24 protein-coding genes are annotated in these 24,825 nt (G+C 63.7%); 18 read left to right on the forward strand and 6 right to left on the reverse strand.

The features are described 5' to 3' along the window. Positions 1–4: 4 nt before the first annotated feature. Both B0G83_RS28045 and B0G83_RS28050 read right to left on the reverse strand, forming a co-directional pair. On the reverse strand, positions 5–1,483 hold the full coding sequence (locus B0G83_RS28045; RefSeq protein WP_105510649.1) for a UdgX family uracil-DNA binding protein: 1,479 nt from the start codon (positions 1,481–1,483) through the stop codon (positions 5–7). A gap of 9 nt (positions 1,484–1,492) precedes the next feature. Beyond that, positions 1,493–2,704: a putative DNA modification/repair radical SAM protein gene (locus B0G83_RS28050; protein WP_105510650.1), complete on the reverse strand. Its 1,212-nt coding sequence runs from the start codon at positions 2,702–2,704 to the stop codon at positions 1,493–1,495. A 184-nt stretch (positions 2,705–2,888) separates the two neighbouring features. Here B0G83_RS28050 and B0G83_RS28055 point away from each other — a divergent pair, with 184 nt between their 5' ends. The 11 genes from B0G83_RS28055 to B0G83_RS28105 all read left to right on the forward strand — a co-directional run bounded on the left by B0G83_RS28055 (position 2,889) and on the right by B0G83_RS28105 (position 12,773). Beyond that, positions 2,889–3,491, forward strand: coding sequence for a 2'-5' RNA ligase family protein (locus B0G83_RS28055; protein ID WP_105510651.1), 603 nt, complete (start codon positions 2,889–2,891; stop codon positions 3,489–3,491). A gap of 160 nt (positions 3,492–3,651) precedes the next feature. Continuing rightward, positions 3,652–4,053 carry a DnaJ family domain-containing protein gene (locus B0G83_RS28060; protein ID WP_105510652.1) on the forward strand — a complete coding sequence of 134 codons (402 nt, stop codon included), beginning with the start codon at positions 3,652–3,654 and terminating at the stop codon, positions 4,051–4,053. A gap of 89 nt (positions 4,054–4,142) precedes the next feature. Then, on the forward strand, positions 4,143–4,694 hold the full coding sequence (gene tadA / locus B0G83_RS28065) for a tRNA adenosine(34) deaminase TadA (RefSeq protein WP_374954948.1): 552 nt from the start codon (positions 4,143–4,145) through the stop codon (positions 4,692–4,694). A gap of 28 nt (positions 4,695–4,722) precedes the next feature. Continuing rightward, entirely contained in the window at positions 4,723–5,649 is a 927-nt protein-coding gene (gene ldcA, locus B0G83_RS28070) for a muramoyltetrapeptide carboxypeptidase (protein WP_105510654.1), read from the forward strand. Between the two features lie 320 nt (positions 5,650–5,969). Beyond that, positions 5,970–6,710, forward strand: a complete 741-nt coding sequence (locus tag B0G83_RS28075; protein ID WP_105510655.1) for a GntR family transcriptional regulator — start codon at positions 5,970–5,972, stop codon at positions 6,708–6,710. 337 nt (positions 6,711–7,047) lie between these two features. Beyond that, the gene (locus tag B0G83_RS28080; protein ID WP_105510656.1) at positions 7,048–8,529 is read left to right on the forward strand and encodes an NCS1 family nucleobase:cation symporter-1; all 1,482 of its coding nucleotides are present in this window, start codon (positions 7,048–7,050) and stop codon (positions 8,527–8,529) included. A 30-nt stretch (positions 8,530–8,559) separates the two neighbouring features. Further along, positions 8,560–9,426: an aspartate/glutamate racemase family protein gene (locus B0G83_RS28085; RefSeq protein WP_105510657.1), complete on the forward strand. Its 867-nt coding sequence runs from the start codon at positions 8,560–8,562 to the stop codon at positions 9,424–9,426. Positions 9,427–9,708: 282 nt separating this feature from the next. Next, positions 9,709–10,659, forward strand: a complete 951-nt coding sequence (gene puuE, locus B0G83_RS28090; RefSeq protein ID WP_105510658.1) for an allantoinase PuuE — start codon at positions 9,709–9,711, stop codon at positions 10,657–10,659. Next, positions 10,656–11,177 carry a 2-oxo-4-hydroxy-4-carboxy-5-ureidoimidazoline decarboxylase gene (uraD, locus tag B0G83_RS28095; protein WP_105510659.1) on the forward strand — a complete coding sequence of 174 codons (522 nt, stop codon included), beginning with the start codon at positions 10,656–10,658 and terminating at the stop codon, positions 11,175–11,177. Before puuE ends, uraD begins: the two co-directional genes overlap by 4 nt. A 73-nt stretch (positions 11,178–11,250) precedes the next feature. Then, a complete protein-coding gene (gene alc / locus B0G83_RS28100; protein ID WP_105510660.1) occupies positions 11,251–12,264 on the forward strand; it encodes an allantoicase in 1,014 nt (337 codons plus the stop codon). Beyond that, the gene (locus B0G83_RS28105) at positions 12,261–12,773 is read left to right on the forward strand and encodes an ureidoglycolate lyase (RefSeq protein ID WP_105510661.1); all 513 of its coding nucleotides are present in this window, start codon (positions 12,261–12,263) and stop codon (positions 12,771–12,773) included. The genes alc and B0G83_RS28105 overlap by 4 nt, the downstream gene beginning before the upstream one ends. Positions 12,774–13,246: 473 nt before the next feature. Here the strand turns inward: B0G83_RS28105 and B0G83_RS28110 are convergent, their stop codons facing one another. Both B0G83_RS28110 and uraH read right to left on the reverse strand, forming a co-directional pair. Then, the gene (locus tag B0G83_RS28110; protein ID WP_105510662.1) at positions 13,247–14,440 is read right to left on the reverse strand and encodes a urate hydroxylase PuuD; all 1,194 of its coding nucleotides are present in this window, start codon (positions 14,438–14,440) and stop codon (positions 13,247–13,249) included. 320 nt (positions 14,441–14,760) lie between these two features. After that, positions 14,761–15,114: a hydroxyisourate hydrolase gene (gene uraH, locus B0G83_RS28115; RefSeq protein WP_105510663.1), complete on the reverse strand. Its 354-nt coding sequence runs from the start codon at positions 15,112–15,114 to the stop codon at positions 14,761–14,763. Positions 15,115–15,300: 186 nt separating this feature from the next. On the opposite strand from uraH, the gene B0G83_RS38295 reads away from it, so the two are divergent. After that, positions 15,301–15,486, forward strand: coding sequence for a hypothetical protein (locus tag B0G83_RS38295; protein WP_146120307.1), 186 nt, complete (start codon positions 15,301–15,303; stop codon positions 15,484–15,486). Positions 15,487–15,667: 181 nt separating this feature from the next. Further along, a complete protein-coding gene (locus B0G83_RS28120) occupies positions 15,668–17,056 on the forward strand; it encodes an 8-oxoguanine deaminase (RefSeq protein ID WP_105510664.1) in 1,389 nt (462 codons plus the stop codon). A 68-nt stretch (positions 17,057–17,124) separates the two neighbouring features. Here B0G83_RS28120 and B0G83_RS28125 read toward each other — a convergent pair whose 3' ends face one another. Further along, positions 17,125–18,057, reverse strand: coding sequence for a LysR substrate-binding domain-containing protein (locus B0G83_RS28125; protein ID WP_006051768.1), 933 nt, complete (start codon positions 18,055–18,057; stop codon positions 17,125–17,127). A 251-nt stretch (positions 18,058–18,308) separates the two neighbouring features. Here B0G83_RS28125 and B0G83_RS28130 point away from each other — a divergent pair, with 251 nt between their 5' ends. The 4 genes from B0G83_RS28130 to B0G83_RS28145 all read left to right on the forward strand — a co-directional run bounded on the left by B0G83_RS28130 (position 18,309) and on the right by B0G83_RS28145 (position 23,207). After that, positions 18,309–19,910: an ABC transporter ATP-binding protein gene (locus B0G83_RS28130; RefSeq protein WP_105510665.1), complete on the forward strand. Its 1,602-nt coding sequence runs from the start codon at positions 18,309–18,311 to the stop codon at positions 19,908–19,910. Positions 19,911–19,989: 79 nt separating this feature from the next. Further along, the gene (locus tag B0G83_RS28135; RefSeq protein ID WP_105510666.1) at positions 19,990–21,096 is read left to right on the forward strand and encodes an ABC transporter permease; all 1,107 of its coding nucleotides are present in this window, start codon (positions 19,990–19,992) and stop codon (positions 21,094–21,096) included. A 28-nt stretch (positions 21,097–21,124) separates the two neighbouring features. Further along, a complete protein-coding gene (locus tag B0G83_RS28140; protein WP_105510667.1) occupies positions 21,125–22,054 on the forward strand; it encodes an ABC transporter permease in 930 nt (309 codons plus the stop codon). A gap of 58 nt (positions 22,055–22,112) precedes the next feature. After that, entirely contained in the window at positions 22,113–23,207 is a 1,095-nt protein-coding gene (locus B0G83_RS28145; RefSeq protein WP_105510668.1) for a BMP family ABC transporter substrate-binding protein, read from the forward strand. A gap of 167 nt (positions 23,208–23,374) precedes the next feature. Here the strand turns inward: B0G83_RS28145 and B0G83_RS28150 are convergent, their stop codons facing one another. Continuing rightward, positions 23,375–23,581: a dodecin gene (locus tag B0G83_RS28150; protein WP_105510669.1), complete on the reverse strand. Its 207-nt coding sequence runs from the start codon at positions 23,579–23,581 to the stop codon at positions 23,375–23,377. A gap of 215 nt (positions 23,582–23,796) precedes the next feature. Between B0G83_RS28150 and B0G83_RS28155 the strand changes: the two genes are divergently transcribed. Beyond that, on the forward strand, positions 23,797–24,798 hold the full coding sequence (locus B0G83_RS28155) for an NAD(P)-dependent oxidoreductase (protein WP_105510670.1): 1,002 nt from the start codon (positions 23,797–23,799) through the stop codon (positions 24,796–24,798). Positions 24,799–24,825: the final 27 nt, after the last annotated feature.

The raw sequence follows: 24,825 nt of genomic DNA on the forward strand, positions 1-24,825 counted from the left end.
CGTGTCAACTTTCCGGCGATTCGCGTCGCGGTTGCGTGACGGGCGCAACCGATTCTTCCGCTAGCCGACGCGCGTCCCTGAGCGCGTTGCTGATCTCGTCCAGCAGCTTGTCGCGGCTCGCGTCGCTCTGCTGCCTCAGCGCGAACGACGGATGCCACGTCGCAATGGCCCAGGCGCCCGCCGCTTCAAACGGTGCGCCGGTGTAGTCCTTCAAGCTGACTTTTCGTTGCAGCAACGCGTTGAGCGCGGTGGCGCCGAGCGCGACGATCACGACCGGGCGCACCGTCCGCAATTCCCGCTCGAGCCAATACGCACAGGCTGCGATTTCCTGCTGCCCGGGTGTTTTGTGCAATCTGCGTTTGCCGCGTGGTTCCCACTTGAAATGTTTGACCGCGTTGGTCAGATAAAGCTGCGCGCGCAACAAACCCGCACGCGCGATCGCAATGTCGAGTAGCTGCCCCGCCGGTCCGACGAACGGCTGTCCGGCCAGATCTTCCTGATCGCCGGGCTGCTCGCCGATCAGCATGATTCGTGCGTCGCCCGGCCCTGAACCGCCGACCGCCTGCGTTGCGTGGCGCCATAGTTCGCAACGCCGGCAACCATCGAGCGATGACGGTGGAACCCGAACCGGTTGCGCGAACTCCGCTTCAACCGGAATCGATTTGCCGCCGAGCGCGCCGACGCCACCGGCTTGCGCCACGCGCTGTGCGCCACTTTTCGCTTCGCTGATCATGGCGGGTATCAGATGACCTTCCGGCAAGCCCTTCCAGAAACGCACCGGCATGTGCTGTTCGAGTGCCGCTTCGTTCAGCCGCGCCGGATTGAACGTGCTGCGGTAGTAGGCCAGCCAAAGTGCTTCGGCGTCGTCCACCGTCTTGCCGCGATGCTCGCCCGGCAACGCGCGCCGCTGTTCCAGATGCAGTTCGCTGCCGTCCCAGAACGCGGCGCCGCGAGGTGTCGCGATCATCCATGTCGAGCGGCCCATGCGTTGGGCAAAATGGTCGGCGGCCCAGCCGAGCACGTCATGGTCCGGGTCGTACCACGCGATGTACTCGGGCGAGTGCGCCGCCGCCGTCTGCTTGCGAAACCGCACGTAGGCGATCATGTCGTGCTTCGCGCGACGCACGCTTTTTGCCATGCGAGTGAGCCGTGCGCCATCCACGTCGGCCGGCGATGCGACCGTGCGGTCGCCTTGTTGCCAACGCCACAACACTTTGTACAAAAACGCCCAGCGCTGCGGATCGCGAAACAGCGCGGCGTCTCGCAACAGTGCCGCCAATTCCTTCGAGACCTGTACGCCGCGCGCGGGCGATGGCGCGATGTCAGTCACCTCAAGGCAATCGAACAACGCCTGGGTTTGCGGCGACTCGGGCGCCTGTTTGACGCGCCATTCGATCGTCTCCGGCGCGAGGCCTCGACTCAACGCGTCGAGGGACGCCGCGCGCCACGCGGCAAAGTGGTCGTCGATCAGAACGGCTTGCATGACGCCGGATCAAAGCAGCGCGAGTTGAACCGGCGGCGCGGTCAAGGCCCGGCGCAATTGCGCGGACGACGCGTCGTGCATGGCCGCTCGATAGTCGTGCGTTACGACAAACGGCTGGATCTTCCGCAGCGGACAGCGCAAGCGCACGAGGTCTTCATAGCGCACACGCCGCGAGCGCCGCAATTCGACCAGCCGTTTCGCGGTGCGTAGCCCGATGCCCGGCACGCGCGCGATCATGCGCAGCGGCGCACGGTTCAGATCGACGGGAAATTGTTCGCGATGGGCGAGCGCCCACGCGAGCTTGGGATCGATTTCGAGCGACAGATTGCCCGGCTGTTCGAACAGTTCGTCGACGCTGAAGCCATAGGCTCGCAACAGAAAATCGGCCTGATAAAGCCGATGTTCGCGCAGCAGCGGCGGTGCCTGGGCGGGCAGCGCGGAAGGGCTATCGGGAATTGGGCTGAAAGCCGAGTAATACACGCGCTTGAGCTTGTAGGCGCTGTAGAGCGTGCTGGAGGTTTGAAGAATCGTGCTGTCGTTCGTCTGATCGGCGCCGACGATCATCTGCGTGCTTTGGCCTGCGGGCGTGAAGCTGGGCGCGCCGGTTTCGCCGTGGGCTTCTTCCTGCGCGAGACGGATCGACCCCATGGCGAGCTTGATGGTGCGGACGTTCTTTTCCGGCGCGAGGCGCGCGAGGCCGGCGTCGGTCGGTAGTTCGATGTTCACGCTCAAACGGTCGGCGTAACGCCCGGCCTGGGCAATCAGTTGCGGGTCGGCGTCTGGAATCGTCTTCAGATGAATGTAGCCGCGAAACCGATGGTCCTCGCGCAACGACTGCGCGACGCGTACAAGCTGCTCCATGGTGTAGTTCGCCGACCGGATGATGCCGGAGCTGAGGAACAGCCCGTCGATGTAATTGCGCCGATAAAAATCCAGCGTAAGCGTGACGACCTGCTCGGGCGTGAAGCGTGCGCGCGGCACATTGCTCGACCGCCGGTTGACGCAGTATTGGCAGTCGTACAGACAGAAGTTGGTGAGCAGGATTTTCAGCAGCGAGACGCAGCGCCCGTCTGGCGTAAAACTATGGCAAATGCCGGCGCCGGTGCTGGCGCCCAGACCGTCCACCCCGCGAGAGCCGCGTTTGGGCGCGCCGCTGCTCGCGCACGAGGCGTCGTATTTTGCCGCGTCAGCCAATATCTCCAGCTTTTTAAGCAATTCCACGTTGCCGCCAATACTGTATGAATGTACAGTATTGTACGTAAGAGGCTCAGTTGCGCAAGCGGTTTCTGGCAGTTTCTGGCGGTCTCGAAAGCGCGAGCGGCGAGCTTGATCGGCGGCTCGCGTCCAGGCACACTCAATCAACGGAGATTTATCGTCATGCCGGCTTCACCCGGTCAGGAGCACCATGCCTGAACAATTCTGGCTGCCCGGGCTCGAGGCGCCGCCCACACCGACAGACGGTCTGTTTTTCGCTGTTTTCCCCGATACCCAGACGGCCACCGGTATCGCGAAGTTCGCGCAACAGCTTTGTGTTGCAGCGCGCGTGCGCAGCAAGCCGCTGGCGGCGGGGCGTTTGCATGTCACCTTGCAGCACCTCGGCAATTTCGCGGGCGGTCTGCCGCAGGCGCGCGTCGACGCGGCGATGCAGGCGGCGGCCGCCATTCGCATGGAGCCGTTTACCGTCGAGTTCGATTCGGTGGTCAGCTTCGCGGCGCGGCCCCGGGCGGGGCCGCTGGTGCTGGGCGGCGGCGAGGGCGTGGCCGGTTTGCATGCGCTTCACGAGGCACTCCTGGCGGCGCTGCTCGACGCGGGTGGCGGGGCGGCTGCGGTATCTCCGGCGGTGTCCTATACGCCCCACGTCACGCTGGCCTATGGCATGCCCTGGGCAGCGACACGTGCCATTGAACCCGTCAGCTGGAACGTCCGCGAGTTTGCGCTGATGCACAGTTTGCTGGGGCGTACCCGGCATGTCGCGCTCGCACGCTGGCGGCTGGCCGGCGCTGCTTGACGGTGGCTTGAGCGCCGCCGCGAACCCGGCGGCCTGACCGATACCGCCCTGCGTCTGAAATACACAGAATCTGAAGACCAGGGGATTTCGTCGGTTCGCGAGCCGAAACCGTCGCGTGCTCCCTGATAGAATGCTCGGGCCGCAACGTAGTGGATTTCAGATGAAATTGCTTGACGCGCTAGTCGAACAGCGTATTGCCGCCGCAGCCGCGCGCGGCGAGTTCGATGCTTTGCCGGGCGCAGGCGCGCCGCTGCCGCTCGGGGACGATGCACTGGTCCCGGAGGAGGTGCGCGTCGCCAACCGGATTCTGAAAAACGCGGGCTTCGTGCCGCCCGCTGTCGAACAGTTGCGCGCGTTGCGCGACCTGCAAACGGAGTTGAATGCCGTGAGCGACCCAGCTACCCGTTGCCGTCTGCAGGCGCGCATGCTGGCGCTCGACATGGCGCTCGAGTCGCTGCGCGGCGGTCCGCTGGTGCTGCCGCGGGAATACTGCCGGCGTATCGCTGAGCGTTTGTCGGAGCGCGCCGGTAATCTCAACGCGGCCGAGGCGGGTTCGCGGTGAGCGGGCCGCTTACCGTTTGCGTTGCATCATCCGCTTCGGAATCGCTCGAATTGGCGGCGGCGAATAGCGTCGCGCCGTCTGCCGAGGCCTTGGCCGTGTCGACTCCCGCCGTCTCCGAACGCGATCGCCGCTTCATGGCGCTCGCCCAGGCCGCCGCCGAACAGGCGCGCGCAGCCGGCGAAGTGCCGGTCGGCGCCGTGCTCGTGCGCGGCGACGAGGTTATCGCCACGGGTTTCAATCATCCGATCGGCGCGCACGATCCGTCGGCCCATGCCGAAATGGTCGCGTTGCGCGCCGCTGCGCTGGCCGTCGAGAACTACCGTCTGCCGGGCTGCGAGCTCTACGTCACCCTCGAACCTTGTCTGATGTGCGCGGGCGCAATCATGCATGCACGCATCGCCCGCGTCGTATTCGGCGCGCGCGATCCGAAAACCGGCGCGTGCGGCAGTGTCGTCGACGCGTTCGCGAATCCGCAATTGAATCATCACACGTCGGTGACCGGCGGCGTGCTCGAAACCGAATGCGGCGCCGCGCTCAAATCGTTCTTCGCCGATCGGCGGCGCGCCAGCCGGGAAGCGCGTGCGGCGGCGCGAGCCGAGGCCGGCGAAACCGACACGCCAGGCTCTGCCGAGCCGCTCTAAACACAACAACATCGAACGGACTTCGCTCATGACCGTCCATCGCACTATCGAACTGATCGCGCCGTCCGGCTATCCCCATGATCCGGAAGCGGTGCATCGCGCGTTGCAGCGCTTTCATGCGCAAGGGCATCGCGTCGAAGGCGTGGAGGCGACGAAGCGTCGTTATCAGCGCTTTGCCGGCACGGACGGCGAGCGCGCGGCCGATCTGAACCGGCTCGCCGACCCGGCGCGCGCGCTGCCCGACATCGTGCTGGCGGTGCGTGGCGGCTACGGCGCGGCGCGGATCCTGCACGGTCTCGACTACGAAGGGCTGCAGCGGCGGCTGACCGATCAGCCGGTGGCGCTGGTGGGGCATAGCGATTTCACCGCGATCCAGCTTGCGTTGCTGGCGCGCGCCGGCGTCAAAAGCTTCGGTGGCCCGATGATCACAAGCGATTTCGGCGCCGAGGAACTCAGCGAATTCACCATGCAGCACTTCTGGTCGGCGCTCACCAAGCCGACCATGACCGTAACCAGCGCTACGCCGCAGGCACACGCCGTCAACGTCTCGGGCATGCTGTGGGGCGGCAATCTGGCGGTGCTGACGTCGCTGATCGGCACGCCCTACATGCCGCCGGTGCAGGGTGGCATCCTGTTTCTGGAAGACGTGAACGAGCAGCCGTTCCGCGTCGAGCGGATGATTTATCAACTGCACCTGTCGGGCATTCTCGCGCAGCAGCAGGCGCTCGTGCTGGGCGACTTTTCCGGCGGCAAGGCATACGACTACGACAACGGTTACGACCTGCACGCCATGATCGAGCAGGTGCGTTCGGTGATCGGCATTCCGGTCGTTACCGGGCTGCAATTCGGGCATGTCCGCAATATGTTGACGCTGCCGGTGGGTGCGGACGCCCACCTCGTCGCGGACGTGCACGGCTTCAAACTGAACTTGTCGGGGTATCCCACGTTGGCCTGAAGGTGAGGTGGCGTGGGGCAGGGGAGCGGGCGTTGCGCCCGCTTTAATTTGGTCACTCAACGCAACTAACGGTCTTGTTTTTCGACGTCCGGGCAAACAGACAAAGCGTGAAGGTCCTCCGATTTTGTTGACAAAAACAGCCACCAATAGACAACCTTCCATCCACCTATTTAAACTGATACTGAAGCTGTTCGGGCCTTGCAGCCGTACGCGCTGTCTTGCAGCCCAGCACCCTCCTCACGATTGTCGATATTCAAGATAAAAATTGTTGACAATCGTTATGTCCATCCTATGATGACCAACATACCGAGACGCACATCATGTCCGACACAGAATCCGCGGCCGTCAACAGTTCGAAGCCTGACGCGATCGCCGAGCGCATCCGCGCCGCGATCCTCGAGCATCGGCTAGCGCCGGGCGCGAAGCTGACCGAAGCCCAGTTGTGCGAAGTATTCGGCGTGAAGCGTGGCCCGATCCGGCAAGCGCTCGCGCAGTTGGCGACCGATCATCTCGTCGATCTCGAACCCAATCGCGGGGCGTTCGTCGCGAGTCCGTCGCTGCAGGAAGTGCATGAAGTGTTCGAGATGCGCCGCATCATCGAACTGGCGGTGGTGGAAAAGATTTGCAACGGTCACGGCATGCGGCGCCTGAAGAACATCGGCAGCATGATCGGCCGTGAACGCAAAGCGTTCGAAACCCGTGATTTTCCGGCGTGGATCCGTCTGTCGGGCGAGTTTCATACCGAGTTGGCCGGCCTCACCGGCAACGCGGTGTTGTGCGATTGTCTGAACGGTCTGGTGGCGCGTTCCACGCTGATTTCGGCGTTGTACGAGTCGCTCGGACGCAGCCCGTGCTCGTTCGAAGACCACGAAGCGATTCTCGCCGCGCTCGACGCCGGCGATGCCAAAGAGGCGGCGGCCCTGATGTCGCGCCATTTGCAAAGCGTCGAGTTGAAGATGTTGGAGCGCCCCGCACGCGGCGCGGCCGATCTGCATGAAGTGTTCGGCGCGCTCGACAGCGCATCGAAAGAATCATCGAAGAGCAAGTCCGCGCCAGGCTGAGGCAGGCGGCCGGTGCGCGCCCGTTCGTGGTGCGCGCCGCACTGAATTGAACTGAACCGAATCAGGTGTTGCAAGGCGGCTCGTCGTGAGCGCTGCCGGCTTGCGCACGCGTGTCCGTCGCCGGGAGACGGAACTCGAGCAGCGACGCAGCGTCGGCCATCCACGGTGGCGGGCGAGGCGATAACCACAAGTACGTCGGTACGGAGACATCCGCGACGCGGTCAGGCCGACGGCATCCGCGTCTTCGCTCCCGAGTGAGCGTGACGCGCGCGGTTGGCATGGTCGATGCAACGTCCTTCGATTCGCTTTTCGACGGTCCCTATCCCAAGGAGGAATCATGGCTCAGTTCAGTGCGGCGCCCGGCGCTCCAGCAGTTCACGCTTACGGAGAAGACGGCGCGTCCGGCGATCCGTCGATGCCGGCCGGCTACAGCGAGCGGCTTTACAACGAAGACCTCGCGCCGTTGCGCCATCAAACCTGGGGTGCGTACAACATCTTTGCGTTCTGGATGTCGGACGTGCACAGCGTGGGCGGTTATGTGTTCGCGGGCAGTCTGTTCGCGCTCGGCCTGACGAGCTGGCAGGTGCTGATCGCGCTGCTGGTCGGCATTACGATCGTCAACCTGTTGTGCAACCTGATCGCCAAGCCGAGCCAGGCGAACGGCGTGCCGTATCCGGTGGCGTGCCGCGCGACCTTCGGCGTGCTCGGCGCGAATATTCCCGCAGTGATTCGCGGTCTGATCGCGGTCGCGTGGTACGGCATTCAGACTTACCTCGCGTCGAGTGCGCTGGTGATCGTGGTGCTGAAATTCGTCCCGCAACTCCTGCCGTATGCCGACGTGCATCATCACGGCTTCATGGGGCTGTCGACGCTCGGCTGGAGCGGTTTCATGCTGCTGTGGGTGTTGCAGGCGCTGGTGTTCTGGCATGGCATGGAGACCATCAAGAAGTTCATCGACTTCGCCGGTCCCGCCGTCTACGTGGTGATGTTCCTGCTCGCGGGCTACATGGTGTATCGCGCGGGATGGCGCAACATCGGCATCAACCTGGGCGGCGTCAAGTATCACGGCATGGCGGTGGTGCCGGTGATGATCACGGCGATCTCGCTGGTGGTCTCGTACTTCTCCGGGCCCATGCTGAATTTCGGCGACTTCTCGCGCTACGGTAAAAGTTTTCGCAGCGTGCAGCGCGGCAATTTCTGGGGACTGCCGGTCAATTTTCTGGCCTTCTCGCTGGTGACGGTGGTCACGACCGCGGCCACGCTGCCGGTGTTCGGCGAGCTGATTACGGACCCGGTCGAAACCGTGGGCCGGATCGACTACCCGACCGCGGTGATTCTCGGCGCGCTGACGTTCACGATCGCGACGATCGGTATCAACATCGTCGCGAACTTCGTCTCGCCGGCGTTCGATTTTTCGAACGTCGCGCCGCGGCTGATCAGCTGGCGCATGGGCGGCATGCTGGCGGCGGTGGCGTCGATTTTCATCACACCGTGGAATCTGTTCAACAACCCGGCGGTGATCCATTACACGCTCGACGTGCTCGGCAGTTTCATCGGACCTTTGTACGGCGTCCTGATCGTCGACTACTACCTCGTGAAGCGCCAGAAGATCGTGCTCGACGATCTGTACACCGTCGCGCCCACCGGTTCGTACTGGTATCGCAACGGCGTCAACTATCGGGCCGTGGCCGCGTTGTTGCCCGCGGCGGTGATCGCCGTGCTGTGCGTGATGGTGCCGGCGCTCGACGGTATGGCGAATTTCTCGTGGTTCATCGGCGCGGGGCTGGCGGCGCTGTTCTATCGCATGCTGGCACGCTGAGTCTTGACGCTGCAGGCAACAGGAGTCGATATGCGCATCAAACTGATCAACCCGAACACGACCCAGCGAATGACCGACGCGATGGGCCGTTGCGCGCGCGAGGTCGCCGCGCCGGGCACCGAGGTGATCGCGGTAAATCCCACCATGGGACCGCCGTCGATCGAAGGCTACTACGACGAAGCGCTCGCGACGCCGGGCTTGCTGGCCGAAGTCATGGCCGGCGAGCGTGAAGGTTGCGACGGCTACGTGATCGCCTGTTTTGGCGACCCGGGTCTGTACGCCGCGCGCGAGGTGGCGCGCGGTCCGGTGATCGGCATCGCGGAAGCGGCGATGCACGCGGCGAGCGTGCTGGCGCCGGGCTTTTCGGTCGTGACGACGCTGGCGCGCACGTGTGGAATGGCGTGGCATCTCGCCGAGCGTTACGGCATGAAGCGGTTTTGCCGCAATGTCCGGGCCACGGATGTCGCCGTGCTCGATCTCGACAAGCCAGGTTCGGCGGCGCGCCGCATTATCCTCGACGAATGCCGGCGCGCGCTTGCCGAGGACGGTTCGGACGCGATCGTGCTGGGCTGCGCCGGCATGGCCGAATTGTGCGCGGAGATCGAAGACGCGCTGGGCGCGCCAGTGATCGAAGGCGTGACGGCTGCCGTGAAGTGGACCGAGGCGCTGATCGCGCTGCGCCTGTCGACGGCCAAGCGTGGCGACTATGCGCGGCCGCTCGCCAAGCGCTACGACGGCGCGCTGGAATCCTTCAGTCCGACCGCTGCCGACCCAAATCCGCGCATGCCGCGCGGGTCGGCCGCAAGTTCTGTCGGGAATCCGCAAGAAAATGCGCAAACCGTTGATTCGCTGCGGGTAAACGCTAAAAAAACGGACCCGCACATACATTCGGTCTGACACGCACTATCTGCCCGGGTGTATGGGCGCACCCGGGCGTTTTCGCTACACTGGTCCCACTCCGCGCTGGGGCCGCGACAGGCTTTTTGGCCGCAGCTACCCGCGCTGCTTCGAGTGAGTTTCCCGCCAGTACCGCCGTGAATTGCAGCAACGACTCGCAATTAAACCTGCAGCAAAGACCCGCAGGCAAACGTTGCAGTCGCAACCGCCCGGCCGAACCGCGCCAACCCACGCTCACCCCCACGCGAATTTTACGTACCGTCACCACGCATTCTTCAAACCATGCCACTCGACCCGAACTACCCACGCGATCTGATCGGCTACGGCCGCCACCCGGTGCAGGCCAACTGGCCGGGTCAAGCGCGTGTCGCGGTGCAATTCGTTCTGAATTACGAAGAAGGCGGTGAAAACTGCGTATTGCACGGCGATCCCGGCTCGGAGCAGTTTCTGTCGGAGATCGTTGGCGCCGCGGCTTACCCGGCGCGTCACATGAGCATGGAGTCGATCTACGAATACGGCTCGCGCGCGGGCGTCTGGCGCATTCTGCGCGAGTTCGACAAGCGCGGCCTGCCGCTAACGGTGTTCGGCGTCGGCATGGCGATCGAACGGAATCCGGAGGTCGCGCGCGCGTTCGTCGAACTGGGTCATGAGATCGCCTGCCACGGTTATCGCTGGATTCACTATCAGGACATGTCGCCGGAGAAAGAGGCGGAACACATGCGCCTCGGGATGGAAGCGATCGAACGCGTGACCGGCGAGCGTCCGCTCGGCTGGTACACCGGCCGCGACAGCCCCAATACGCATCGTCTGGTCGCCGAACACGGCGGTTTCCTGTACGACTCGGATTACTACGGCGATGACCTGCCGTTCTGGATGGACGTCGAAGTCACGGGCGGCGCGAAGGTGCCGCAACTGATCCTGCCGTACACGCTCGACACCAACGACATGCGCTTCGCAAGCCCGCAAGGTTTCAACACGGCGGACCACTTCTTCACCTATCTGCGCGACGCATTCGACGTGCTGTACGAAGAGGGCGACGAAGCGCCGAAGATGCTGTCGATCGGCATGCACTGCCGTCTGCTCGGACGCCCTGGCCGGTTCCGCGCACTGCAACGTTTTCTCGATCACATCGAACAGCACGATCGCGTGTGGGTGACGCGGCGCGTCGATATTGCGCGCCACTGGCGCGAACATCACCCTTACCAACCAAACAACCGCGGGGCTGCGGCATGAAGGCGATGCAATACACTCTGGACCAACTCAACAGCACCTCGACCGACGCGTTCGTCGCAGCGCTGTCCGGTATTTTCGAGCACTCGCCGTGGGTCGCGGAACTCGCCGCGCGGCAACGGCCGTTTGCCAGCATCGACGAGTTGCATCGCAAGATGTCGTCGCTCGTCGAGACCGCGGGCGAAGAGAAGCAACTGGCGCTGATCAACGCCCACCCGGAGCTCGCCGGCAAAGCTGCGGTACGCGGCGAGCTGACCGCCGAATCCACCCGTGAGCAGAGCGGCGCGGGCCTCGCGCAGTGCACGCAGGAAGAGTTCGACAAGCTGGTCGCGCTGAATAGCGCCTATCGTGAGAAGTTCGGCTTTCCGTTCATCCTCGCGGTGCGCGGCTTCGACCGTCACGGCATCATTGCGAACTTCGAGGCGCGGGTGAATAACAGCCGCGCCGACGAATTGCGCGCGAGCCTCGATCAGATCTACCGCATCGCACGTTTCCGGCTCGACGACCTGATCGACGCGTGACGCTTCATTCACGCGTCGCGGACCCCGAATCGAAACGTTTTTTCAGCACTAACAAACATTAAGGAAGACAAAGATGGCACTCCCGATTCTCGACCCCAATGCACCGGAATTCACGCGCCGTTATGTGAATCTGGCGGACCCGCGTCTGGGCGCACAGGCGCTCGAGACTAGCGACGATTTCTTCGCACCGAAGGAACGCATGCTGAATCCGGAGCCGGCCGTTTTCATTCCGGGTAAGTACGACGACCACGGCAAGTGGATGGACGGCTGGGAAACGCGCCGCAAGCGCGCCAACGGCTACGACTGGTGCGTCGTGAAGCTGGCGCGTCCGGGCGTCATCAAGGGTCTCGACCTCGACACCAGCCACTTCACCGGCAACTTCCCGCCGGCCGCTTCGGTGGAAGCCGCGCGCGTGGTGGACGGCGTGCCGAACCAGTCCACTCAATGGACCGAAATCGTTCCGTCGACCTCGTTGCAGGGCAACAGCCACCACTATCACGAAGTCAGCGACACGAACGCGTACACGCATTTGCGCGTGAACATCTATCCGGACGGCGGTATCGCGCGTCTGCGGGTGTACGGTCAGCCGCAAGTGGATTGGGCCGGCGCGAGCCGCACCGATCAGTTCGACCTGGCTGCAATGGAAAATGGTGCATACCTGGTCGCGGCCAATAACCAGCACTTCGGCGCTGCCTCCACGATCCTGATGCCGGGCCGTGGCGTGAACATGGGCGACGGCTGGGAAACGCGTCGCCGTCGCGAGCCGGGCAACGACTGGGCGATCGTCGCGCTGGCGCAACCGGGCGTCATCAAGAAGATCGAAGTCGACACGGCGCACTTCAAGGGCAACTATCCGGATCGCTGCTCGATCCAGGCGGCGTACGTGACGGGCGGCACCGACAGCTCGCTGATCACGCAAGCCATGTTCTGGCCGGTGCTGCTGGGCGAACAGAAGCTGAAGATGGATAACCAGCATTACTTCGAAAGCGAAATCGCGGCGCTGGGTCCGGTGACGCACGTGCGCTTCAACATCATTCCGGACGGCGGTGTCTCGCGTCTGCGTCTGTGGGGCACGCTCGCATCATGAAAACGCTCGCGATCGAACCCTTGACGAAAGAAGCGTTCGCCGCGTTCGGCGACGTGATCGAACTCGAAGGCGCGAAGCAGATTCCGATCAACCTCGGTACGACGATCCGCTTTCACGATCTCGCGAACGTGGACGTCACCGACGAGAACGGCCGCACGCTTGTGAACCTGTTTCGCGGGCAACCGCGCACGCTGCCGTTCGAAGTGAAGATGCTCGAACGTCATCCGCTGGGCAGCCAGGCATTCGTGCCGCTCAACGACAAGCCGTATCTGGTCGTGGTGGCGCCGGCGGGCGAGTTGGACGAGTCGGCGATTCGCGCGTTCGTGACGAGCGGCTGGCAGGGCGTCAACTATGCGAAGGGCGTATGGCACCATCCGCTGATCGCTTTGGGCGACGTGAGCGACTTTATCGTGGTCGATCGCGGTGGAGACGGGCTTAACCTCAATGAGCAGGATCTGGCCGAATCGCTGTGGCTCACGGAAGATGCGTTGAGCGCGGTGGCGGTTTGAGTATCGCCTAATGTCGTGACAAGCTGGTCGATGTGAAAGAAAGCCCACGGTGTATGCCGTGGGCTTTTTGCATGGGCGGGGGAAAGTGCGGAGCGACGCGCCGTGACTCATTGCCGTGTTCCTGTCCCCCGGTAGGGCTCATCGAGAAGCAGCGAACGCGCAATTACATCGCGCGCGCGTTGCGCCGGCTCCGGTGCGGAAAATCCATACGATGCGGCAGTTCCTGCTGCTAGCGGCTGCTTTCATGACGTACGGGCTACAAACTCGATCGATATCCAGTTTTTGTAGCGCCTGGGGGCGCATTTTTTGTATGCGCCTCCAGCGTTTCAAAGACGCCCTTAGCCGACCAAAACAAAAAAGCGGGCTTTCCGCTCACGCGAAAAGCCCGCTTCCTGTCCAGCAATACAACAATACAACAATACAACAATACAACAATACAACTGCATATCGGGCGCAAAGCCCGGCCAAACCGGTTACTTCGCTGCGCCGCCTTCGAACCATGCGGCGATCTTCATCCGCTCGTCGTCGGTCATGTGCGTGACGTTGCCGAGCGGCATCGCCTTCAACGTCACCGCCTGCTGATAAATCCGCTGTGCGTTCTGCGAGATTTCATCCGGCGTATCCAGCAGCACGCCAGCGGGCGCGCTGCCCATCATCGTCGGATGCGCGGAGTGGCACGCCACGCAGCGTTGTTGCAGCACCGGCGCGATGTCGGCCACCTTCACCGTCGGCGCGTTCGCGGCTTGCGCTTGCGGCACGACCGGCTTCGGCATGGTCCAGAAGAGGGCGCAGAACATCAGCACGATGCCGACCAGCGGCAGATACCACAGCACCTGGCCACGGTGACGCATCACGAAGAACTGGCGAATCAGCGCACCGGCCAGCATGATGATCAGCAGCACGGCCCAGTTGTACGGATGCGTGTACGTCATCGCGTAGTGGTTCGACAGCATCGCGAACACCACCGGCAACGTGAAATACGTGTTGTGCACCGAACGCTGCTTGCCGCGCTTGCCGTAGATCGGGTTCGGCGTGTCACCCTTGAGCATCGCGTCGACCATCTTGCGCTGACCCGGAATGATCACGAAGAACACGTTCGCCGACATGATCGTCGCCAGCATCGCACCCATGATCAGGTACGCCGCGCGGCCCGCGAAGATGTGGCAGGCCAGCCATGCGGCGATCAGCACGTATACGCCGACGCAGATGCCGAGCACCTTGTCTTTATTGCCCAGAATGCGGCACAGCGAGTCGTAAACGATCCAGCCGGCGGCGAGGAAGCCGAGCGCCGACGCCACGGCGACCACCGGGCCCATGTCCATCACGTTCTTGTCGATCAGATACGTGGACGGCGAGAACAGATATAGCACGGTGAACAGACCGAAGCCCGACAGCCACGTCGTGTACGACGGCCACTTCGACCAGTGCAGATCTTCCGGCATTTCCGGCGGTGCGACGGTGTACTTCTGCATGTTGTAGAAGCCGCCGCCATGCACGTGCCACAGTTCGCCGAACACACCGCGCTTACGCTGGTTCGGATCGGTTGGCGGTTTCAGGCTGTTGTCGAGCGCGACGAAATAGAACGACTCGCCGATCCATGCAATCGCGGCGATGACGTGGAACCAGCGAATCGCCAGATTCAACCAGTCGGTGATAAATCCTTCCATGAACTCCTCCACTTCTGATTCGTTGTACGCGCAACGACGACGGGTGCCTTCGGGAACCCGGCTATCGGGTTGCTGGCGGAGATGACGTCACTGCGCAGACTGCGGGGTGAAAGACGCGATGCGCTCAGTTCGCACAGCGTCGTTTTTAATGTGTCTTCGTGTCGGATCGGATCAGGCCGGTCGAGCCGTCGGCGTTTTTCGATTGCGTTTCGCGGGTGCTTGCGGTGAGAACCGTGCAGGCATCTGCGCAATGCAATCGAGCGTGAACGTCTGGGCGCGAACTCGACCGGGTCTCCTCCGGATCTCGCGGCAGACGTGCCTTAGCTGCCCCGATACGTGCTGTACGACCACGGCGACACCAGCAGCGGCACGTGATAGTGCGCACCGGCATCGGCCACGCCGAAGCGCAGCACGACACGATCGACGAAACGCGGCTCCGGCACTTTCGTGCCGATCGACGCGAAATAGTCGCCGGCGCCGAACACGAGTTCGTATTCGCCCGCGACTAGCGCTTCGCCTTCGAGCAGCGGCTGGTCGCAACGACCGTCGTCATTGGTGGTGGTGGTTTTGAGCGCGCGGCGGGTGTCGCCTGAGAGCGCGAAGAGTTCGACCTTGATGCCCGCGCCGGGACGGCCGTTCGCGGTGTCGAGCACATGGGTAGTGAGCTTTCCCATTCGCAATTTTCCTTATGTGAATGCGAGGTTTCGGCGGCAGCCCGATCCAGATACGTTTGCGGCGGATCGAGGCTCCACGTCAGTGGCTACATACCCGTCGGCGAATTGAAGCGAGCGCCGTGGCAGCCATTGTAAAAAGGTTGTTCCGCTCAGCGCGTCCGAGATAGGAAAGATAATACCTGGCGCATGACAGACAGCCTGCTGAAAGCCACGGCGAGTCGATTCGTTCGACTGTTGCCGGTCGTTCCGATCGTACCGGGGCCAAAAAAGGCCCACTATATCGACAGCCTGAACTTGGGTATCGCTATGGCGCGAGTTGTCAGCATTATTTTGGCCGTCGAAGGTTACACCCGTGCGCTGCAACAAGCATGAGCCGAGGCGGTTCGAGCGCGGCACACGCCCTGAAAGAAGTCCCCTTGGGGGACACCCCGAAGACGGCGTAATACGCTGGGTAACCGGGCCAACGGCGTTCGACGGGACGCGACGGCACGGTAGCGTGCCGTCACATCGCGTTCGGACGACTTTGCACGGAAGCATTAAAGCGGAGAAACGAATGACGATGGAACAGACGGCTGGCAAGCCGAAGAAAACGATGCTGGTGAAGCACGCGGACGTGCTGGTCACGATGGACGGCGCCCGGCGCGAACTGCGCGACGGCGGCCTGTATATCGAGGACAACCGCATCGTCGCGGTCGGACCGACGGCGGAGTTGCCGCAAGCGGCCGACGAAGTGCTGGACATGCGTGGGCATCTGGTGATCCCGGGGCTCGTGAACACGCACCATCACATGTATCAGAGCCTGACGCGCGCGATTCCCGCCGCGCAGAACGCCGAGCTGTTCGGCTGGCTGACCAACCTCTACAAGGTGTGGGCGAACCTCACGCCGGAGATGATCGAAGTTTCGACGCTGACGGCCATGGCCGAGCTGCTGCTGTCCGGTTGCACGACGTCGAGCGACCATTTGTATATCTACCCGAACGGCAGCCGTCTCGACGACAGCATCGCCGCGGCGCGCCGGATCGGCATGCGTTTTCACGCGGCGCGCGGCAGCATGAGCGTCGGGCAGAAGGACGGCGGTCTGCCGCCCGATTCGGTGGTCGAACGTGAAGCAGACATTCTGAAGGACACGCAGCGCCTGATCGAGACGTATCACGACGAAGGGCGTTACGCGATGCTGCGCGTGGTGGTGGCGCCGTGCTCGCCGTTCTCGGTGAGCCGCGATCTGATGCGCGAATCGGCCGTCATGGCGCGTCAGTATGGCGTGTCGCTGCATACGCACCTGGCGGAGAACGTCAACGACATCGCGTATAGCCGCGAGAAGTTCGGTATGACGCCGGCGGAGTATGCGGAAGATCTCGGTTGGGTCGGCCACGACGTATGGCACGCGCACTGCGTGCAACTCGACGAGGCAGGTATCGAACTGTTCGCCCGCACCGGCACCGGCGTCGCGCATTGCCCGTGCTCGAACATGCGGCTCGCGTCGGGCATCGCGCCGATCAAGCGGATGCGTCTCGCAGGCGTGCCGGTGGGGTTGGGCGTCGATGGTTCGGCGTCGAACGACGGCGCGCAGATGATCGCGGAAGTGCGTCAGGCGTTGCTGTTGCAGCGGGTCGGCTTCGGACCGGACGCGATGACCGCGCGCGAAGCGCTGGAAATCGCCACGCTGGGCGGCGCGAAAGTGCTCAATCGCGACGACATCGGCGCGTTGGCGCCGGGCATGGCGGCGGACTTCGTGTCGTTCGATCTGAAGCAGCCGCTGTTTGCCGGTGCCTTGCATGACCCGGTCGCGGCGCTGGTGTTCTGCGCGCCTTCGCAGGTGAGCTATAGCGTGATCGGCGGCAGGGTGGTGGTGAAGGACGGGCAGTTGGCGACGCTGGAACTCGGGCCGGTCATCGAGCAGCACAACCGGCTGGCGAAGACGTTGTACGAGGCAGCGGCATAAGAGCCGAACCAGGCGAGGTTGCCGGAGGCCGCCATTGAGCGGCCGCCGATAACCCGCCAGACAACACTTTAAGGCTTGTCGATCAAGGTCCTGGTCGCTTCGGCGACCAGACTGCGCAACCAGCGCACTTCGTCGGAATAATGCACGCGCTCGTGCCACAGCTGGTAGTACTGCATCGGCGGGAAATCGAGCGGCGCGGGCACCACGGTGAGCGGCAGGAACTTGGCGTAGTAATCCGCAAACAGGCGCGTCGTCGTGAAGATCAGATCGGATTTGATCAGCACGTACGGCGCCAGATTGAAGTACGGCAGGGTCACGACCACATGACGCTTGAGCCGCTCGCGTGCGAGGTGCACGTCGATCGCGCCGCGTTGGCCCACCGAATACGGAGTCGGCGCAAGATGCGGTGCATTCAGGTACTGGTCGAGCGTCAACCCGCCGCGTTTGGCGAACGGATGCGTGTTGCTCATCAGGCAGACGATCTGATCGACGAACAGATTCGACAGGTGCAGTTGCTCCGGCGGCTCCGGCCAGTTGCCGACCACGATGTCGAGTTTGCCGTCTTCGAGTGCGAGCTCGTAGTCGAAAGCGGGCCCAAGCGAATGAAACTCGAGCGTCGCGTTCGGCGCCGCCTGACGGAAGCGCTCGACCACCGTCGGCACGAACAGCACGTTCAGGTAGTCCGGGCAGCCGATCCGGTAACAGCGGATCGAGGTTGCCGGATCGAAGTTGTGCTGCTGGAACTTGATGCGTTCGATTTCGCGCAGCGCGTTCTGCACCGGTTCGAGCAGTCGCAGACCGTATTCGGTCGGCACCATGCCGGATTTACCGCGCACCAGCAGCGGGTCGCCGGTGATGTCGCGCAAACGGCGCAGCGCCGCGCTGATCGCGGGTTGCGATTGATTCAGTTTGACGGCCGCGCGCGTCACGCTGCGCTCCATCAACAGGGTGTGCAAGACGCGTAAAAGATACGTATCGATCGCCTCGCGTTGCTGACTCATGACTTCTCCGAAATATATGTTCTGGCTGATCGTACGGGCGTGGGGGTATATGCGTTTTAATATGAACTCGAGTTCACGTCAAGGGAGGGATACCCGCAGATCGCGCAGCGGCGCGGGTTTGCGGGGAATTTTGATGGCTCGACTGAGTGAGTCGAATTAGGTATTGTCATCCGGTTAAGGTGACGGATCGTCTGCCGGCAAGGCGGCGGCCCGCGCTGTAACCGGCGGTCACTGACGTACTACGGAATCACATGAGCGACTCTTTTTATAGCGACGGCGCCGCCGCGCAGCCGGCAACCAGGCCGGAACAGGCGGCGCCCCGGTTGATGCTTCAAGGCATCACCAAACAATATCCGGCCGTGCGAGCTAACGACGACGTCACGTTGATCGTCGCGCCGGGTGAAATCCATGCCGTGCTCGGCGAAAACGGCGCCGGCAAAAGCACGCTGATGAAAATCATCTACGGCGCGGTGCGGCCTGATGCCGGCGAGATTCGCTGGGAGGGCCAGGCGGTCGAGATCGCGAGTCCCGCGGCGGCGCGCAAGCTCGGCATAGGCATGGTGTTCCAGCATTTTTCGCTGTTCGAGACGCTCACGGTCGGCGAAAACATCGCGCTCGCGTTAGACGAACCCTTCGATCTGAAGACGCTCTCCAAACGGATTCGCGAAGTCTCCGCCGACTACGGCCTCGACATCGATCCGCAGCGTCACGTGCATAGCCTGACGGTGGGCGAGCGGCAACGCGTCGAGATCGTGCGTTGTCTGCTGCAGAACCCGCGTCTGCTGATCATGGACGAACCGACTTCAGTGCTCACGCCGCAAGCGGTCCGCAAGCTGTTCACCACGCTCAGGCGTCTCGCGGCCGAAGGTTGCAGCATCCTCTATATCAGCCACAAGCTCGACGAAATCCAGGAGCTGTGCGACACCGCCACGGTGATGCGCGGCGGCCGCGTGACGGGACATGTGAAGCCGAAGGGCGAAACGCATGCGTCGCTCGCACAGTTGATGGTGGGGCATTCGCTGCCCGACTACACGCGGCGTGAACACAATCCGGGTCCGGTGCTGCTCGACGTGAAGGCGCTGTCGGTGGAGAGCGACGACCCGTTCGGCACCTCGCTCGATAACGTGTCGTTCGGTGTGCATGCCGGCGAGATCTTCGGCATCGCGGGGGTGTCGGGCAATGGTCAGGCGGAATTGTTGTCGGCGCTGTCGGGCGAAAAGCGGGGCGTGCGCGCCGACGCGGTGACGATTTGCGGTAAAGCGGCCGGACGCCTCGGGGCGGGCGGGCGGCGCGCGCTCGGTTTCGGATTCGTGCCGGAAGAGCGGCTGGGCCGCGGCGCGGTGCCGGCCATGACGCTGTCGGAAAACGCGCTGCTCACCGCGCATCGGCAGCAGATGGTGAAGTCGGGCTGGATCAACGCCGGCGCGATGCGCGCGTTCGCGAAGCGCTGCATCGACGCGTTCGACGTGCGTTGCGGCGGCGTCGAAGCGCTCGCGCAGAGTTTGTCGGGCGGCAATCTGCAAAAGTACATCATGGGTCGTGAGATTTTGCAGGCGCCCAAGGTGCTGGTGGTCGCGCAACCTACCTGGGGCGTCGACGTCGGCGCGGCGGCGTTCATTCGTCAGCAGCTGCTCGATCTGTCGGCACGCGGCGTGGCGATTCTGGTGATCTCGGAGGAACTGGAGGAGTTGTTCGATATCTGCGACCGCATCGCGGTGCTCGCGGGCGGCCGGCTCTCGCCGGTGCGCGCCACCGGCGCGACCAATGCCGAGGAAATCGGCCGCTGGATGGCGGGCCTGTTCGGCGGCCGCGAGGGCGCGGCGCCGTCGGCGGAACAGCCGGCGCATGCCTGAGCGAAAGGGCGTCGCCAACGCTCACGCCAACGAGTCCGCACCATAAAACCAGAACCTGAACGACCACCACACGCTAGCCATGATTCTTCCGTATCGACTCGAAGCTCGCACGACACCCTCGCGCACGATGCAGCTCGCCGTACCGCTGATCGCCGCGTTGCTCACGCTCGCGATCGGCTTTCTGATCTTCAGCCTCGTCGGCCGCGACCCGCTCGACGCCATGCACGCGTTTTTCATCGAGCCGCTGTCCAGCGTGAACGGCTGGTCGGAACTGCTGCTGAAGGCCTCGCCGTTGTGCCTGATCGGCCTGGGTCTCGCGATCGGCTATCGCGCCAATGTGTGGAACATCGGCGCCGAAGGGCAGATGCTGCTCGGCGGGATTGCCGCGAGCGGCGTCGCGATCTATTTCGATCAGGCGACCGGCTGGTGGATTCTGCCGACCATGATGATCGCCGGTGTGTTGGGCGGCATGGCGTGGGCGGCGATTCCCGCGCTGCTGAAAAGCCGCTTCAACACCAACGAGATTCTCGTCAGCCTGATGCTCACGTATGTCGCCACGCAACTGCTGATTTATCTGGTCAGTGGTCCCTGGCGCGATCCGCAGGGGATGAATTTTCCACTGTCGGAAATGTTCAGCGGCGACGCGCTGTATCCGACCTTCTCCGGTGATTGGCACTGGAAATGGCTGCGCGGCACGCGCCTGAATGCGTCGGTATTCGTCACGCTGGCCGCGATTCCGCTCGTGTGGCTGTTCATGCGCAAGAGCTTCGCGGGCTACCGGATGAACGTCGGCGGTCTCGCGCCGCTCGCCGCGCGCTATGCCGGTTTCTCCGACAAGAAAACCATCTGGACCTCGCTGCTGATTAGCGGCGGTCTCGCGGGTCTGGCCGGTATGGGCGAGATCGCCGGTCCGATCGGCCAGCTTCAGGCGACGTGGTCGCCAGGCTACGGCTTCACCGCGATCATCGTGGTGTTCGTCGGACGGCTGCATCCGGTCGGCATCGTGCTCGCGAGTCTGCTGATGGCCTTGCTGTATCTCGGCGGGGAGGCTGTGCAGACCTCGATGCAATTGCCGCAGGCGCTCTCCGGCGTATTCCAGGGGCTGTTGCTGTTCTGCCTGCTGGGCGCCGACCTGTTCGTGAACTACCGTGTGCGCCGCCGAACCCTGGCCGCGCAAGTTCACTGATTCGCTCACCGATTCCCGCCGGATTGCCATGGATATCAACCAAGCCAGCGCGCTCACTTCGAGCGCCGTCACCGCCGCGATTCCGCTGATGTTCGCGGGCGCGGGCGAACTCGTCGCCGAGAAGTCCGGCGTTCTCAACCTCGGTGTGGAAGGCATGATGCTGATGGGCGCCGTCAGCGGCTACGCGGTCACCGCGATCACCGGCAACCCGTGGCTCGGCGTGCTCGCCGCGATCGGCGCCGGGCTCGCCATGTCGCTGCTGTTCGCCTTCCTCACGCTCACCATGCTGGCCAATCAGGTTGCCACCGGCCTGTCGCTGACGATCTTCGGCATCGGCCTGTCGGCGTATGTCGGCAAGCCGTACACGTCGGCGGCGGTGCGCGCGACCATCGACACGTGGACCATTCCGGGTCTCTCGAAGATTCCGGTGCTCGGCCCCGCGCTGTTCAGCCTCACGCCGCTCGATTACCTCGCGTTCCTGATGTTCGCGGCGATCGGCTGGTTCCTGTACCGCACGCGCGCGGGTCTCGTGCTGCGCTCGGTCGGCGAATCGCCGCAGGTGGCGCATTCGGTCGGCTTTCCGGTGGTCGGCGTGCGCTACGGTGCGGTGGCGTTCGGCGGCGGCATGGCCGGGCTGGCGGGCGGCTATTACTCGATCGTCAATCTGCATCTGTGGCAGGAAAACCTCACCTCGGGACGCGGCTGGATCGCGCTCGCGCTGGTCGTGTTCGCGACGTGGCGCCCCGGGCGTCTGCTGATCGGCGCGCTGCTGTTCGGCGCCGTGACGGGACTGCAGTTCTACGCGCAGGCGATCGGCGTGCCGGTGCCCACGCAGTTTCTCGCGATGCTGCCGTACGTCGCGACCGTCGTCGTGCTGGTGCTGATTTCGCGTAATCCGAACACGATCCGGCTGAATGCACCCGCGTCGCTGGGTAAACCGTTTTTCTCGGCAGGCTGACCGACCAGGTTTCGACCATCCGTTTCCAGATCATTCGATAAACACGACAGGAGAAAACATGAAGAGAAGAAATCTGCTGACCGCCTTCGCGTGGGGCGCGGCCTCGCTGGCGCTCGCCGCGCCGCTCGCGCAAACCGCGCAGGCCGCCGATGCACCGGGCGTCGCGTTCGTCTACCTCGGCAATCCGGGCGATGCCGGTTGGACCTACGCGCACGACCAGGGCTCGAAGGAAGCGGAAGCGAAGTTCGGCAACAAGATCAAGATCACCCGCATCGAGAACGTGCCCGAGTCGGCCGACTCCGAGCGCGTGTTCCGCGATCTCGCGAACAAGGGCAACAAGATCATCATCGGCTCGAGCTTCGGCTATCAGGACTTCGAGCTGAAGGTCGCGAAGGATTTCCCGGACACGGTGTTCCTGCACGCGACCGGCTACAAGAAGGCGCCGAACTTCGGCACCTACGACGTGCGCATGTACCAGGGCGCGTATCTGGCGGGTGTCGCGGCGGGCTATGTGACGAAGACCAACACGCTCGGCTTCGTCGCGTCGGTGCCGATTCCGGAAGTGATCCGCAACATCAACGCGTACACGCTCGGTGCGCGCTCGGTGAATCCGAAGGTGCATACCAAGGTGATCTGGATCAACAGCTGGTTCGATCCGGGCAAGGAAAAGCAGGCGGCTGAAACGCTGATCGGTCAGGGCGCCGACGTGCTGCTGCAAAACACCGATTCGAGCGCGACGCTCGCGACCGCATCGGAAAAGCACGTGCATGCGTTCGGCTGGGATTCGGACATGAAGAAGTTCGGTCCCGACGCGCATCTCGGCTCGGTGGTCGCGCACTGGGGGGTGTACTACAACGCGGCGATCCAGCAGGTGCTGGACGGCAAGTGGAAGAACGATCCGGTGTGGTGGGGCATTCCGCAGAAGGCCGTCAATCTGGAGGATCTGAATACCGGCGTGATTTCGGCTGATGCGCAGAAGCAGGTCGCGGCTAAGCGCGACGAACTGGCGGGCGGCAAGTGGGACGTGTTCACGGGGCCGATCAAGGATCAATCGGGCGCGGTCAAGGTGCCGGCGGGGAAGACGCTGGCCGATCCGGAATTGCAACGCCTGAACTGGTATGTGGAAGGCGTGGACGGCACGCTGCCGAAGTAAGCTGCGCTTCAACGCGCTTTTAAGGCATGACGATCGACCAGGCGGCGGTCTCAGCAACCGCTGCTTTAAGGCGCTGCGTCCACCATGGACGCAGCTTTTTTTGCTTCGGATTATTCGCGGGCCTCAGGCCTGACGGCGGCTTTAGACCAGCGCACCGCGCGCGCCTCTCAATCGATGCGCAAACCCACCTTGATGGTCACCTGCCAGTAGGCGACCTTGTCGTTCTCGATCTGGCCCCGCGTTTCCGTGACTTCGAACCAGTGCAGATGACGAAGCGTCTTCGACGCTTTGGCGATCGCGGTGCTAATGGCGTCGTCGATCGATTGGGTCGATGAACCGGTCAGTTCGATCTGCTTGTAGACGTGTTCGGACATGGACTGCCTCCTTTCGCGCTTCGTTGGTGTTCAAAAAGTATAGGCAACGGGTCAGGCGCCGCATGTCGTTCGCGCGGCCCTGTTCGCGTTCGCTCGGACTCGCGTCGGCCCGCATGAGCGAGTCATAACGCACATCGCGTGCCCGATATCCGGCGGCTTCGCGCGGCCGTTATCATGTCCGCGCAACTCAATCCGACAGCCAACGAGGTTCGAACGTGGAAATTGGTTTTTGCGGTCCCGGTCTGATGGGCGCGCCGATGATCCGGCATCTGCTGCGCGCGGGGCATACCGTGCATGTCTGGAATCGCACGCGGGCCAAGGCCGAAGCGTTGATCGCGGATGGCGCGAAGGTGGTCGACACGCCACGCGAACTGGCGGCGCGCTGTGAAGCGGTGCTGTTGTGTGTCGCGGATGCGGCGGCGGTGGAGGAGACGGTGTTCGGTGCGGCCGGTCTGCTGAGCGGCGGTGATGCCAGTGCTCCGAGCCGCGTGCGCTGGATCGTCGACCACTCCAGCATTCCGCCGGCCGCGACGCGCGTATTCGCGCAGCGCGCGGCGGGTGAGGCGACTCGCGAGAGCGCGGTGGCGGCCGCGTCATCAAGCGCGGCCGGCGATGCTCCGGCGACGCCCACGTCGACTCAGGCGCCCCACGAGCGCACCAGCGCACCACGCATCGGCTGGATCGACGCCCCCGTCTCCGGCGGCGTGGCTGGCGCGAACGCCGGCACGCTGGCCATCATGGCCGGCGGCGCCGAGGCCGACGTAGAAGCCGTCAAACCGTTGCTCTGCGCGTATGCCGCCCGCGTGACCCACATGGGCGAGGTCGGCGCGGGCCAGACCACCAAGCTGTGCAATCAAACCATCGTCACGGCCACGCTTGCGGCGATCGCCGAAGCCGTGAGCCTCGCGCAACGCAGCGGCATCGACGCCGCGAAGCTGACCGAAGGCCTCGCCGGCGGCTGGGCCGACTCCGTGCTGCTGCGCATTTTCGTGCCGCGCATGACGCAAAGCGGCCTCGCGCCGATCGGCGCGTTCCGGACCTTTCAGAAAGATATCGACACGGTGGCCGCCACCGCCTACGAGACCGGCACGCCGATGCCGGTGTCGTCGACGGTTCAGCAATTGCTACGGCTGGGCGCGGCGATGGGCCTCGGCGAGGCGGATCTGTCGGCGTTCATCGACGTTTTGCAGACGCCGCGCGGCGTCCCGCGCCAGTAACGCGGCGCGCGTGCGGGTTGCATTCGC

Origin of the sequence: Paraburkholderia sp. BL21I4N1 (assembly GCF_002973525.1) — a bacterium.
GTDB lineage: Bacteria > Pseudomonadota > Gammaproteobacteria > Burkholderiales > Burkholderiaceae > Paraburkholderia.

Excerpts from the sequence above, each read along its gene's own strand:
- alc (WP_105510660.1), top strand. The coding sequence starts at position 11,251 with ATGGCACTCCCGATTCTCGACCCCAATGCACCGGAATTCACGCGCCGT.
- B0G83_RS38295 (WP_146120307.1), top strand. The coding sequence starts at position 15,301 with ATGACAGACAGCCTGCTGAAAGCCACGGCGAGTCGATTCGTTCGACTG.
- B0G83_RS28055 (WP_105510651.1), top strand. The coding sequence starts at position 2,889 with ATGCCTGAACAATTCTGGCTGCCCGGGCTCGAGGCGCCGCCCACACCG.
- B0G83_RS28080 (WP_105510656.1), top strand. The coding sequence starts at position 7,048 with ATGGCTCAGTTCAGTGCGGCGCCCGGCGCTCCAGCAGTTCACGCTTAC.
- B0G83_RS28085 (WP_105510657.1), top strand. The coding sequence starts at position 8,560 with ATGCGCATCAAACTGATCAACCCGAACACGACCCAGCGAATGACCGAC.
- ldcA (WP_105510654.1), top strand. The coding sequence starts at position 4,723 with ATGACCGTCCATCGCACTATCGAACTGATCGCGCCGTCCGGCTATCCC.
- B0G83_RS28130 (WP_105510665.1), top strand. The coding sequence starts at position 18,309 with ATGAGCGACTCTTTTTATAGCGACGGCGCCGCCGCGCAGCCGGCAACC.
- B0G83_RS28120 (WP_105510664.1), top strand. The coding sequence starts at position 15,668 with ATGACGATGGAACAGACGGCTGGCAAGCCGAAGAAAACGATGCTGGTG.
- B0G83_RS28045 (WP_105510649.1), bottom strand. The coding sequence starts at position 1,483 with ATGCAAGCCGTTCTGATCGACGACCACTTTGCCGCGTGGCGCGCGGCG.
- B0G83_RS28125 (WP_006051768.1), bottom strand. The coding sequence starts at position 18,057 with ATGAGTCAGCAACGCGAGGCGATCGATACGTATCTTTTACGCGTCTTG.
- B0G83_RS28075 (WP_105510655.1), top strand. The coding sequence starts at position 5,970 with ATGTCCGACACAGAATCCGCGGCCGTCAACAGTTCGAAGCCTGACGCG.
- B0G83_RS28145 (WP_105510668.1), top strand. The coding sequence starts at position 22,113 with ATGAAGAGAAGAAATCTGCTGACCGCCTTCGCGTGGGGCGCGGCCTCG.
- B0G83_RS28150 (WP_105510669.1), bottom strand. The coding sequence starts at position 23,581 with ATGTCCGAACACGTCTACAAGCAGATCGAACTGACCGGTTCATCGACC.
- B0G83_RS28110 (WP_105510662.1), bottom strand. The coding sequence starts at position 14,440 with ATGGAAGGATTTATCACCGACTGGTTGAATCTGGCGATTCGCTGGTTC.
- uraH (WP_105510663.1), bottom strand. The coding sequence starts at position 15,114 with ATGGGAAAGCTCACTACCCATGTGCTCGACACCGCGAACGGCCGTCCC.
- B0G83_RS28105 (WP_105510661.1), top strand. The coding sequence starts at position 12,261 with ATGAAAACGCTCGCGATCGAACCCTTGACGAAAGAAGCGTTCGCCGCG.
- uraD (WP_105510659.1), top strand. The coding sequence starts at position 10,656 with ATGAAGGCGATGCAATACACTCTGGACCAACTCAACAGCACCTCGACC.
- B0G83_RS28135 (WP_105510666.1), top strand. The coding sequence starts at position 19,990 with ATGATTCTTCCGTATCGACTCGAAGCTCGCACGACACCCTCGCGCACG.
- B0G83_RS28060 (WP_105510652.1), top strand. The coding sequence starts at position 3,652 with ATGAAATTGCTTGACGCGCTAGTCGAACAGCGTATTGCCGCCGCAGCC.
- B0G83_RS28140 (WP_105510667.1), top strand. The coding sequence starts at position 21,125 with ATGGATATCAACCAAGCCAGCGCGCTCACTTCGAGCGCCGTCACCGCC.
- puuE (WP_105510658.1), top strand. The coding sequence starts at position 9,709 with ATGCCACTCGACCCGAACTACCCACGCGATCTGATCGGCTACGGCCGC.